The organism is Paenibacillus azoreducens (genome assembly GCF_021654775.1).
GTDB lineage: Bacteria > Bacillota > Bacilli > Paenibacillales > Paenibacillaceae > Paenibacillus_AQ > Paenibacillus_AQ azoreducens.
The window spans coordinates 768,592-780,703 of record NZ_AP025343.1; the positions used below are offsets into that span (position 1 = coordinate 768,592).

The following is a 12,112-nucleotide window of genomic DNA, read 5'->3' on the forward strand; positions in this document are numbered from 1 at the left end:
AAAGATGGATTTATACATGCTGCTGCCAACCATCAGTACATCGTTTATTGTCATCAGTGCGATTTTGGTGGCTATCGGCTGGGGGCTAATCATTCAAGGAAAACGGGACGCCCATAAAAAGGTGATGATCTGGGGGGCTGTTGCAGCGCTTTTGTTTTTTGTAATCTACATGTCCAGAACCATCTTTATAGGCAACACTTCCTGGGGAGGTTCGGATGAACTTAAGGTGTATTATCAGATCTTCCTGATTTTCCATGTTACCTTGGCTTCCGTTGCCGCGGTATTTGGGATTACCACTTTGGTGCTGGGATTCAAGGAGAAGTTCGCGAAGCACCGGAAGTGGGGCAGAGTTACGGCGACGATCTGGTTTATCACTGCCATTACGGGCGTAGCCGTGTATATTTTGCTTTATGTGCTGTACCCGGGCGGACATACGAAACCGGTTTGGGAAGTTATTTTGGGTGCATAAAGCCTGGCCTTACAACTTGGAATTGCCATCCTAAAATAACCCCAAAAACTTATACATTCCATAGTCGTAAAAAAGACTTTTTTGTTGCTTGTACGGAAGCAGCGAAAAGGTCTTTTTGTTCTTTCGGTCACATATTCGTATCATGGCGCATTTTATTTGGCCGGAGCATGGCATAAGGGAGGGACGAAAAACACAGATAAACAGCAATTTTTACAGGCCGGCAGCGGTTGGAACAACAAGTCCAAAAGCCGCATCGGTCAACTTGGTGGAATATCTGGAATTAATTTCTGTAACGAGCCCAAAATTAAATGGTAACTTTTTTGTTTCTAATCGCGTCTAAAGAGTATAAAGGTGAACTTCCAAATCACGAAAAGGTCCGGGATCCGCATGAGACGTATTGGATTAGAAAAATATAAGAGCCAGCGAAGCAGACGTTACATTATGGCAGCGGCGGTTATCATTATACTGTTATTTACGACTTCGCTTTCGCATCCAGGGTTGATGTCGGCTGACCAACAGCATATAACGGGAAAGCTGAATCAGAACGGGGGATCATCTGATTCAGGTGAAGTGTCCATCCCTGACTATGGAACCGATTCCGGCAGTGCAAGCCAGATCGCGGTGCAATGCGGGGTTCTCAAGCTGAGGCAATCCACGGAAAGCACTGCGCAGATTCCTTTGTACTGCATATCCGGCAAATTTCATGGCGAATTTGTTCCATCGAATCTTCCGCACAGAGAACTGCCGGTGATACAAGGGGTTTCTCTTCCGGCCACGGAATTAACGCGTTGGGGGGCATATCTGCTGAACGGAGGCAGCAATCACGGTTATCTTTTGTTGGCACCGCGCAGTTGGAAAGTTGTTACGGCAGAAACTGGCATGAACGGATCGGTAAAAGTAGAAATGCAGGACTCCGGTAATCCTCGGATCCATATGACTTATCAGGATGTAGGGGCTTGTATGGGCTGTGCTGCCCAGATGATGGGGAGCTATTTTCCGGATATGAGAAAATGGGCGGAAGAACAGGGATTCGCTGGAGAACCGCCGGTGTTTGAAAGCAGAGTGGAATTAAATGAGCATATGACGCAATTCGTTCTGAATAATGATAACGGAGCCTATAAAACGTATGGAGCGGCGTATCGCTTTCTTGATCCGGACAATGCTCAATTTACATCGCTGGAGATAGAAGCTCCTGAAGCCCAGGTTCAAACCGTGCATACCATGCTTGATTTTTATGCCAAACATCCGACGGCATTTGTGTATTAAAAATCCATATGTCAACCTTGCAGCATAAGGCTCGCAGCCCGTTAATTAAAGGGGTGCGGGCTTTTTTTGTTTTGGAGAAGAACTATATTTTAAGATTATAGAATGTATAAGTTTTAAGCAGAGCTTAAGTCATTCTATAATCGCAAGAAAAACATCCGCTAAAAGCGGTCTGTCTTCTGTGAAAGTACGTCGATAGACGTTTTTCTTATGAAAATATGGCTGGCACCTATTGTCAAAACAATCATCACACTATATACTGTGTATAAAGATATACACAGTGAGCACAGTGGCAGATGTATATATACACTTGAGAGATATGTATTAAGTCGGAAATGGAGGAGAGCTGTTTGGAAAATGCAAAAAAAGCCTGGTCCATGATTCTGAAGGATCTGAAATGCGAAAAGAAATATTTTGTATGGACGTTTGTATATGCCGCTTATATGGCCTTTACGATCGGGTTCGCGGTCAAAGGTCAGGTGACAGCTCCTAAATATTTAAATCCGGTTATCGATGGATTGTTTATGATGCTCATTCCTTTCCTGGGTTTTTATTTTAACCGTAGGTCGTTTAAATACTTAACCGAAGATTCGTATACGCAAATGCTGGCCTTTTTCAGAGCATTGCCCATTCCTGACCAAATTGTGATCGCATATCGGTTAATACAGATTTTTTTGGCTTATCTCATCAACGGCACCGTTTTCTTTGGTCTGATGTACTTCATTTTAGAGCCAACGCAAAATCAAATGTCATTAGTGGAGTATCTGGCCTTCGCACTTACCTGGATTGGATACGGCATGATAATGTCAGGATTATACATGTATCTTGAGCTTTCCATCCACGGCAAAGGTTATTTCAAAATCACAATGCTTTTGATCCTGGGAGTGGTGGTAGTGGCTATCATCATTAGATTATTGGGTGGCAACATGCTTCTTAGCTCGTTTGAGCTGGCAAACCGCTGGAGTATGCTTTCTCCCCTGATGTGGGGGATGTTGTTAGCGGGGGCAGTTAGTCTGGTTTTATTTACCAATCTTACGAAACGCAAGCTCAGAATTCGGGATCTTGTCTAACCTGCGGCACAAAATGGACTGTATTGGTTTCGTTAACGTAAACTGCTGCGAGCTGCAGATATACTACGCAAGAAGGCGCGAGGTGAGGTGCGAAAGGTGTGGATTCCTATACAACTGAATGAAAATAGCGCTGAACCGCTGTACCATCAGATTGAATCCCAGTTAAGATCGCTGATCATTAGCGGACAAATCAAGGAGGGGACCCTATTGCCATCCATCAGGGAATTTGCGGGAGGATTAAACTGCAGCGTCATCACCGTTCGCCGGGTGTACCAGGATCTGGAGAATGAAGGACTGCTGCGAACCAAACAGGGGACCGGAACATTTGTCGCCAAGGTAGGCGATACGCAGCGTGAGGTGTTCAGACGGGAAGCGGTTGAAGAAGCGTTAAAATCAGCGGTCGATGTCGGTTTATCCGTTAAATGCGAAGAGGAAGAACTGAAACAGCTTTTCTTATCGATACTGCATAGAAAATATCACCCGGAGCAGGAAGAAGGTGAAGCATAAATGGAACAGGTTGCCGTCGAATTCAAAGGCATTGAAAAAAAGATGCGGCATAAACTGATCGGTCCCATCGATTTGAAGCTGCCGCAAGGCCATGTCATCGGCTTGATCGGTGAAAACGGTTCGGGAAAAAGCACGCTTATTCACATGATATTGAGAATTGTGTTTCCAGATCGGGGCAGCATCGCCTGGTTTGGCGAGAACTATCAGCATGAAATTCCCTGGGATATTCGCAGCAAGATCGGGTTTGTGTCCGAAAAATCAAATACAGAGGAAGACAATCTGACCGCGGAAGAAGCGGCGGAGTTCAGGGCGCTATGGTACCGCGATTGGGATCAGCAATATTTTGAAGACCTGCTTGGGAAGTTCAAGGTTCCGCGAAACATCAAACTGAGGAAAATGTCCAAGGGGGAGCGGCGCAAATACGAAATTTCCGCAGCGCTTGCACCGCATCCGAAGCTGCTTCTGCTGGATGAGCCTTCATCCGGGCTGGATCCTTTTGCCTGGAAGCTGATGATCGATGAGCTTCGGAGTTTTATGGAACCCGGTGATGTTACAATTTTGCTCTCGACCCATATCGTTGACGAAGTCAAACGGCTGGCCGATTATGTGGTGCTGATGAACCACGGGAAACTGCATGGGATGGCGGAAAAAGACAGTTTGATGGATAACTGGAAAGAAATCTGGATTAACGGAAGTATGGATGTGGTGGATGATTTGCCTGGAATTATTCAGGTTCAGCATGAATTTCAAGGCGTCATACGGATGATTACGACAGAATGCCTGGAAGTGGAAAAGATTTTGCATGACTCGGGTATCCAGGTGCTAAAAACTAGAATGCTCGAGCTTGATGAAATATTGGAGTTATGGTTAAAAGGCCATCTGCCTGCAGGAGTGCAGCCAGGGAAAGGGGATTAATATGGTATCTTTACAACTGGATCATGTGTTTAAGCAGTATGGGGAAAAGACCGCGGTGAACAACATTTCGCTGGAGGTCGAAAAAGGTGAAATTTACGGTCTCTTGGGCGCGAACGGCGCCGGAAAGACGACAACGATGCGGATGGTGCTCGGATTGATTTATCCGGATGGAGGCGACATTCGTTATCACGGCAAACCTTACAGCAATGAGCTGACGCGCGTGATGGGATATCTGCCGGAAGAACGGGGATTGTACCCGAAGGTTAAAGTAAGCGAACAAATCGTCTATTTGGCGCGGTTGCGGGGGATGTCCAAACAGGATGCCGATAAAAGCCTGCGTTACTGGCTCGACCGTTTCGAAGTGCCGGAATATTACGATAAGCGGATCGAGGAATTGTCCAAAGGGAATCAGCAGAAGATGGGTTTTATCGCTGCCATCGTGCACAAGCCGCAAATTTTGATTTTGGATGAAGCCTTTAGCGGTTTGGACCCGGTCAATGTGGAGCTGCTCAAATCGACGGTAAAAGAACTGCGGGATAATGGAACAAGTATTTTGTTTTCGACGCATCGCATGGAACATGTCGAGGAGTTATGCCGCCGCATTACCATCCTTCACCGGTCTAATACGGTAGTGCAGGGTGATATTAAAGAGATCAAAAGCCGCTACCCGCGTGAAGAAGTCATTTTATACACTCAAGGGCAAGTAACCCGTCTAGAGTCTATTCCTGGCGTTAAATCGGTGGAGCGCGTGGAGCGCGGCTACCATATCCATATCCAAACACCGGAGACTGCCCAGTTGATTTTACGGCAAGCCATGGCCGAGACGACAGTGGAGCGCTTTGAGATCAAAGAGCCAACGTTGAACCAAATCTTTATTCAAGAGGTAGGTGAGTCTAATGAATAATACATTAGGTACCATTATCGGGTTTACTTTTAAAAATAAAGTCAAAACAAAATCTTTTCTGGTCACGACATTGGTGTTAGCTCTCCTCATTACCGTCGGGATGAATCTTCCTTATCTGATCAAACAGTTCAGCGGCGGGGATGACGGAAAAGCGGAACAAATCGGTTTGATGTACGGCAGCCAGCAGGAAGCGGCGGCGCAGCTGGAGAAATATGCGGCGGCTTCCGGCAGTAAGGACTTTGTATTCGTCAAATACGAAGGAAACGCGGAAGAACAACTGAAAAATGATGTGCAAAACGGCAAATTGGAAGGGTATTTGAAATTTGAAGAAGATCCTGCCGACAAATCGTTTCCGAAAGCGGTATATGCAGGCAAGGGGGATATGAGTCGCGGGTTGAATGCTTACCTGCAAGCCGCTTTGCAAAATGTAAAAACTTCGATGATTGCCAAAGACTCCTTGACTGCGGAACAGATCAGCGCCCTGAGCAAGCCGGTTTCGCTAAGCTCGCTTGATATCTCCGACAAAGCCCAAGCCAATGCGGCGAGCGGAGATGCGGAGAAAAACAACAATCAAAAAGTCATGAACTATATTATCGTCTACTTCTTGATGATCCTGTTCTTCACTTCTAACATGATGACAGGCAATATGATCGCGGCTGAAGTCACAGCCGAAAAAAGCTCGCGTATTATGGAAATTCTTATTACCAGCGTATCGCCGCTGAACCAAATGTTCGGCAAAATCATCGGGATCTTCCTGGTGGGCATTACCCAAATGTTAGCCTTCGGCGTGGTCATTGCCGTCAACATCATGCTGCCGCATAACGTAGGCATACTGGAAGAATTCCATCTCAGCCTTGCGGATATCAATATTTCTGTATTGGTATATGGCTTGCTGTTCTATATTTTGGGATATTTCCTGTTCGCGGTTCTATATGCCGCTGTAGGTTCCCTTGTCAGCCGCACCGAAGAGCTCGGCCAGGCGGTTATGCCGATTACAATGATCGGACTCGCAACGTTCTACATCGGTATCTTCAGCATCAATACGCCGAACAGCATGCTGATTAAAATTACAAGCTTTATTCCGTTCACGGCGCCAACTTCCATGTTGGTCCGAGTCGGCATGAGCGATGTCGCGGTATGGCAAATCTTGATTTCGCTGGCGCTCCTGGTCGTGTCGATCCTGATTTTCGGCTGGTTGTCGGCCAAAATCTACCGTACCGGCGTGTTGATGTACGGCAAACGTCCATCGTTTAAAGAGCTGCGTAAAGCAATGAAGGCATATAAGATTTAACGAGAATTCAGAGAAGCACAGCAGCAGGGCCCTCGCATGCCGGGTTAGTGGCATGCGAGGGTAGACACTGCGTGATGGTTGGAAGATGGAACGTAAGTGAATCCGATAACGCCCTTAACGTACATTACATAGAAAAGGAGAATCTTAACATGAAAAATTGGAAACGAATGCTCTTATCGATTTTTATCTCGGCTGGGCTTATTACCTCAGCAGCACCTGCCATGGCTGCACCTTCGCAGCCGGCAGCAGTCAAAGTGAATGATCAAAATGTTAAATATGCCGGAGGCGCACCGGTCATCGACCAGGGGACAACGTTTGTTCCACTGAAGATGACGCTCCAGGCCATGGATGCGAAGCTTACGGATGCGGCAGATGGCACGATTCACGCGGTAGTCAACGACAAAACGATTACGCTAAAAAGCAAGCTCAAACGAATCAATGGCGTGACTTATGCCCCTATTCGGGTAGTTGGCGATGCAGCGGGCTATGAGGTTCGCTGGGATGCTAAGACGCGTACGATTCTGCTGGCTCCCAAAGCAGGCGCATCCGCCAAAACGGGTGGTCGCGGATTCATGTGGGAAGTGGAGAAGAACGGTAATACAGTGTATTTGGTAGGCTCCATTCATATTGCCAATGACAGCTTCTACCCGCTGCGTCCGGAATTTGAAAAAGCGTTTGCCAAGGCGGACTATCTCGGCGTAGAGATTGATTTAAGCAAAGCAGCCGACGAGGCGCAGCAAAAACTGATTATGGATCTGGGCATGTATCAGGATGGAACCACGCTGAAGGATCATGTGTCCAGTGCCACTTATACCAAAGTTGGCAAGATTCTGAAGCAAAGCGGCATGAAGCCGGATGCTTTGGACGCATTTAAACCTTGGGTAGTGGGAACCACGATCAACAGTCTGAAATCGGTAAAGGCCGGGTACGAGGCGGCTTCGGGGATCGACCTGTATTTCATCCAGAAAGCGATCGAGCGTAAAATTCCGGTACTGGAGCTGGAATCCTATGAATCTCAGCTTGGTATGTTCAATGGTTTCTCCAAGGAATTGCAGGAGAAAAATCTCAACGATGTTCTGGACAACTTTGACGTGCTGGATGACACGGTGGATAAGATGGCTGAGATGTGGAAAACAGGCAGCGAGGAGCAGCTCCTGGAGTTGACAAACAGCATGGCCGCTGATGAGGAATATAACAAAGCGATGCTGATCGACAGAAACATCAAAATGGCCGATAAAATTGACGGATACTTGAAAAACGGTAAAAAAGAGGAGTATTTCATTGTGGTTGGCGCAGCCCACTATCTGGGCGAGCATGGAATCGTCAAGCTGCTGGAGGATAAAGGATACAAGGTTGTTCGGAAATAAATTCCTTATTTTATATTCATCGCTAAACTATTATTCAACCGAAAGGATCTGTAACCAAGTGAAACCTACATTTGCAAAAATCATGAAATTTAGCACGATCTGCGCTATTGTAACATCCATTGGAATTACTTCAGGAACGGTGTCTGCCGCACCGGCTGCCAAGCCGGTACCCGTCAAGTCGAACCCGATTCAGACCATTGAGTTCAAGACGAATGACAAGTTCGAAGACTTGAGATTCCTCAAGAATGTGATCGGGAATAAAAAAATCGTGATGATCGGCGAGAGCTCGCATGGCGCGGCCGAGTTCAACAAATCGAAAGCGAGACTGGTGCAATTTTTACATAAAGAAATGGGGTTTAATGTTCTTGCATTCGAATCGGGACTCGGAGATACTAGCGGTACTTATGCTAATATTTCAAAATTAACAGGCGAAGAAACGCTGCGTAAATCGATCTATCCGGTGTGGCACGCGAAGGAATTGGTTCCAATGTTCGATTATATTAAGCAGCAATCGACGTCGAAGCAGCCGCTGATTCTAACCGGATTCGATATGCAGCCGAATCCCGATTTCGGCCGGTTCATGGAGACATGGTTCGCACCAATCGACAAGCAGTTCGCTGTAGAAGCCAAAAATCTAGAAAAGAAGCTGACAAACATTTATTACAATGTGGATTGGAATCAGGCGGATTGGGATCAGGATTATACGTATGTGCTCGACGGATATACGAAGATCCAGAAGTTCATGGCAGAGAATGAAGCTGCGCTGCAGAAGGATTTTCCGAATAATAAGACCATCATGCCGATTATGAAACATGTCATCGCGGATCGCATCTATATGATTCAGAACATGCTCAAGTATCAGGTGGCTTACAACAATCTGACGCCGGAGAATTATGTGGTCTCCAAGAGCTTGCGTGAGAATGTGGCTTACCTGCGCGATGAGATGATGGCAAGTACATTGACTTGGCTTGTGGATAATATCTACAAGGATCAGAAAGTGATCGTATGGGGGCATAACTATCATGTCCGGAAGAACAATTCCGTGATGGATTCGCCGGTTCAACTTCACCTTTACGAGGGCGGCTCGGTGCAGAACATGGGGGAACTGATGCCATCGCGTTTGAAACAAAAAACATATACGATCGGTCTGTTCATGTACGAAGGTGCAACTGCAGGGAATGACGGAAAGGCGATGCCAGTAAGCACGACGAAGGACCCGGACAGCGTGGAATCGATTTTGAAAAGCACCGGTAAATCTTACGCATTCGTGGATTTGACCTCACCTTATAATAAAGAATGGAAGAACAGTACGCATAACGGCATGTATTGGGGCATGATCGAAGAACCATTCGTGCCGAGCCAGCAGTATGACGGCATATTATTTATCAAAAAGACAACACCGTCTGTATATTTAAAATAATGGGGCTGTGAGCCAATATTAAACACTTTCAAGTTGAAAAGTAAAATACTTTTCAGCTTGGAGGTGTTTTTGTTTTAGGAGCAATTTGAAATTTCCATCTCTCACAATATCGGCTCTAATTAAAAGGACAAAACTAGAGTGAAGTATTTGCCCGATGGAAGCAGGGATTTTGTGCGCAGTTTATTATGAATGTCACAATAATTCTGGGTAGAGGAAGTATTGCCCTGTTCGTAGAATTATAGGGATGCAGGATAAGGACTTTAAAACAAACAAAAAGAAATGTGAGAACGCTTGTACGTAGATGTAAATAAAGTTAAATATAACTACAATTGAATCTTGGGTGGGCATGGTTTCCCTTCGAAAGGAGGTGAAGCCATGGAAGTAAAGGATGCATTAACGATTATGTTCCTATTTGGATCATTCATTCTTGCTCTTTTAACTTACATTAATAATAACAACAAGAGAAAGTAAAAACCCACCCCAAGGTTACGAGCCGAAGGTGGGTTTTCGTTCTTAACTGACTAAGATGGGAATACCTATCCAAGCCAATTGTACTGATCAAGTTTTCGCCGCACCTGGTCTTTATTAACTATATAATAGCACATCTAAAAACATGTATCAAAACAATATTGAAAAACGGTAAATGACTTATTTAAGTAAATCAAGGAGGCATCCCCATTGCAATGAAGATATTTATTGTAAAATACGGTTCAGATGAAGATGGTTTTCGAGGAGGGTGGAGCAACAGAGGGACATTTGGATTGGATAAATAATATTAAATTGGCGGTTTACATTTTTGCCTAATCTGTTAATGTAAATAAACGTATTCGGGTTTGATGAGAGGAGTATACGAATATGGATTCCGCTGTTTCAAAAAAAGTAACGATGATATCTTATACGATTGCCATATCATTTATTGTCGCGATGATTGCGGCTTCGGTATTGTTACGTAATCACGAAATCATTTTACCGGAAATTGCGGCAATGGCAATTGCTATGTGGGTGTACCGGGAAGCCGGATGGATCAGGCAACCATCGAAAATTTTTATCGCTCCTACTGTAACTGCGGGGATCGGCCTTATGATTAATCAACTTCAGATTGCATATGTAGGAAAAGTCATACTGACTTTAATGCTGATGATGCTCTTTTTGCGAATCATTCGATCGAACCTGGCACCGTCAATTGCAACAGGGTTACTGCCATTGGTGATAAATACTCATGAATGGTCATTTGTTATGATCGTTTTTATTTTCACAATCATATTGATGATTGGGGTTCTCGCCTTTGGGTTGAATAAAGGACTTGAAAAGAAAGTGAGTATACAGTACAAGTATATGCTCATATTTCTTGCTCTGACTTTCTTCTGGATTGGTTTATGTTGGGTTGCCGGTTATCAACAAATCGCAGTGATCCCGCCTATTCTTGTTGTTGTGTATGAGTCAGTTCAAAAGCCAATGTACAATGGAAAGATGGCTTTTAAGCAAGGGCTTGTGCTGACCTTATCCGCGGCTATCGGAACGCTATTGTATTTTACGATGGATTCATGGGTCTTGACAGCTCTGTTGGACATGATCTTGATGCTTGCTCTGTCCCTGATTGTTGGTATCCGTATCCCTGCGATTTACGCCTTCCCACTGCTGTCGTTTATTTTTCCCGAAGAAAATGTCATGAACCTGCCACTAGGTACGTTGGTTACATGTTTGTTTATGTTTACCTGCGTGCTGCTATATAAAAAGTATGAAATGAAGCGAACCGGAAAATCAAAAGCTCCCTCATCTCCGATAGGGGTGTGATGTGTAGCTAATGCAGATGGCCATTACTGACCGTGAACATCGGTCAGTAATGGCCATTTTATTCTCTAGCAATATACATAGTTTAGTAAAAGTTTATGTAGAAAAGAAACTCATTTATTCTCATTTAAATCATGACTTAATTATTTAGCCTATTTTGATATTGCATTGGCTAATGCTCAGCGGATCAAATAAGTTTAACAAAAAAGGAATTGAATCAAAATGAATATAATGGTGATTTATATATGTATTTACTATTAAACATATTTATTGAAAATAAGGTTATTTAAAGGTGGGTGAATCTATAAAAATTTAATAAGAAGAATCTTCATTTCTTAGTTTTGGCGATATTTTATGATTTAAGCTAGAGGGCATAGTTATTTTGTAGTAATTTAACTAATTTAGAAAGGGTGTTTCATTTGAAGAGTTATAAAAACAATTTTGCTCTGATTGTTGATTCAAAAGAAAGAAAAGAAAATGCAATTGCAAAAAAAGGTAGAAAAATTTTATCTGCATTTCTTTTATGCTCTTTTTGTTTTGGATTAAGTACTGCAACCACTTTTGCTGCCTCTGAATATCCTGAAAATCAAGATACAATTACTATGAATGAAGCAGGTGCGATTGAAACATACATTGGTAATTTTGCAACTGAACAGACCTTTACACCTGAACAAGATACAACTACTGTCAACCAGGAAGATTCAAACAACGGTCTAAAAGCAGCGGAACCAACTATCTCAGACATCAAAAAGACGAAGATGAATTTGTTTGAAACTGTCTCTGATTACGTTGCTTATCCGGGTACTGTTTCAGTTTCAAAAGGAGTAAGTACAACTATTTCTGCTTCAGTTACAGGGGGCGGAGGTGTTGACATAAAGTTCTTAAAACTGAATCTTTCAAAAACAGTTGGTGATAGTGTTACATTTACAACGACACAGACCACCTCATATCCAGTGTCTAAAGGTATGAGAGGGAGAATTATTTTAAGATATTCCCAGGATTATTACACCTATAAAATTACCAAATCCGGTAAGGATTATACTGGTAGTGCTACTACTCAAGCATATGACCAATACTACGCACTTCAAGAAGTTTCATTGGGTTAATTTTATATT

Annotated in this window: 12 protein-coding genes; all 12 read left to right on the forward strand. The window is 43.9% G+C overall.

From position 1 onward, the window contains the following. The first annotated feature begins 4 nt into the window (after positions 1-4). The 12 genes from L6442_RS03270 (at position 5) to L6442_RS03325 (ending at position 12,103) form a co-directional block, all read left to right on the forward strand. Positions 5-469: a DUF420 domain-containing protein gene (locus L6442_RS03270; protein WP_194234593.1), complete on the forward strand. Its 465-nt coding sequence runs from the start codon at positions 5-7 to the stop codon at positions 467-469. Positions 470-820: 351 nt separating this feature from the next. Then, positions 821-1,735 carry a DUF4850 domain-containing protein gene (locus tag L6442_RS03275; protein WP_212980402.1) on the forward strand — a complete coding sequence of 305 codons (915 nt, stop codon included), beginning with the start codon at positions 821-823 and terminating at the stop codon, positions 1,733-1,735. A gap of 347 nt (positions 1,736-2,082) precedes the next feature. Continuing rightward, positions 2,083-2,802 carry a hypothetical protein gene (locus L6442_RS03280; protein WP_212980401.1) on the forward strand — a complete coding sequence of 240 codons (720 nt, stop codon included), beginning with the start codon at positions 2,083-2,085 and terminating at the stop codon, positions 2,800-2,802. A 96-nt stretch (positions 2,803-2,898) separates the two neighbouring features. Next, positions 2,899-3,309: a GntR family transcriptional regulator gene (locus L6442_RS03285; protein WP_212980444.1), complete on the forward strand. Its 411-nt coding sequence runs from the start codon at positions 2,899-2,901 to the stop codon at positions 3,307-3,309. Continuing rightward, on the forward strand, positions 3,310-4,224 hold the full coding sequence (locus tag L6442_RS03290) for an ABC transporter ATP-binding protein (RefSeq protein ID WP_212980400.1): 915 nt from the start codon (positions 3,310-3,312) through the stop codon (positions 4,222-4,224). A 1-nt stretch (position 4,225) separates the two neighbouring features. Next, positions 4,226-5,128 (forward strand): ABC transporter ATP-binding protein, encoded by a 903-nt coding sequence (locus tag L6442_RS03295; protein ID WP_212980399.1) that lies wholly within the window; start codon positions 4,226-4,228, stop codon positions 5,126-5,128. Next, complete coding sequence (locus tag L6442_RS03300; protein ID WP_212980398.1) at positions 5,121-6,419, forward strand: ABC transporter permease; 1,299 nt, start codon at positions 5,121-5,123, stop codon at positions 6,417-6,419. Before L6442_RS03295 ends, L6442_RS03300 begins: the two co-directional genes overlap by 8 nt. Before the next feature lie 149 nt (positions 6,420-6,568). Next, entirely contained in the window at positions 6,569-7,786 is a 1,218-nt protein-coding gene (locus L6442_RS03305) for a TraB/GumN family protein (protein ID WP_212980397.1), read from the forward strand. A gap of 58 nt (positions 7,787-7,844) precedes the next feature. Continuing rightward, positions 7,845-9,206, forward strand: a complete 1,362-nt coding sequence (locus L6442_RS03310; RefSeq protein ID WP_212980396.1) for an erythromycin esterase family protein — start codon at positions 7,845-7,847, stop codon at positions 9,204-9,206. A gap of 375 nt (positions 9,207-9,581) precedes the next feature. Further along, positions 9,582-9,677 carry a competence inhibitor ComI gene (comI, locus tag L6442_RS03315; protein WP_227011709.1) on the forward strand — a complete coding sequence of 32 codons (96 nt, stop codon included), beginning with the start codon at positions 9,582-9,584 and terminating at the stop codon, positions 9,675-9,677. Positions 9,678-10,061: 384 nt separating this feature from the next. Next, a complete protein-coding gene (locus tag L6442_RS03320) occupies positions 10,062-11,000 on the forward strand; it encodes a hypothetical protein (protein WP_212980395.1) in 939 nt (312 codons plus the stop codon). A gap of 416 nt (positions 11,001-11,416) precedes the next feature. Further along, on the forward strand, positions 11,417-12,103 hold the full coding sequence (locus L6442_RS03325) for a hypothetical protein (protein ID WP_212980394.1): 687 nt from the start codon (positions 11,417-11,419) through the stop codon (positions 12,101-12,103). Positions 12,104-12,112: the final 9 nt, after the last annotated feature.

Excerpts from the sequence above, each read along its gene's own strand:
- L6442_RS03270 (WP_194234593.1), top strand. The coding sequence starts at position 5 with ATGGATTTATACATGCTGCTGCCAACCATCAGTACATCGTTTATTGTC.
- L6442_RS03290 (WP_212980400.1), top strand. The coding sequence starts at position 3,310 with ATGGAACAGGTTGCCGTCGAATTCAAAGGCATTGAAAAAAAGATGCGG.
- L6442_RS03295 (WP_212980399.1), top strand. The coding sequence starts at position 4,226 with ATGGTATCTTTACAACTGGATCATGTGTTTAAGCAGTATGGGGAAAAG.
- L6442_RS03300 (WP_212980398.1), top strand. The coding sequence starts at position 5,121 with ATGAATAATACATTAGGTACCATTATCGGGTTTACTTTTAAAAATAAA.
- L6442_RS03305 (WP_212980397.1), top strand. The coding sequence starts at position 6,569 with ATGAAAAATTGGAAACGAATGCTCTTATCGATTTTTATCTCGGCTGGG.
- comI (WP_227011709.1), top strand. The coding sequence starts at position 9,582 with ATGGAAGTAAAGGATGCATTAACGATTATGTTCCTATTTGGATCATTC.
- L6442_RS03320 (WP_212980395.1), top strand. The coding sequence starts at position 10,062 with ATGGATTCCGCTGTTTCAAAAAAAGTAACGATGATATCTTATACGATT.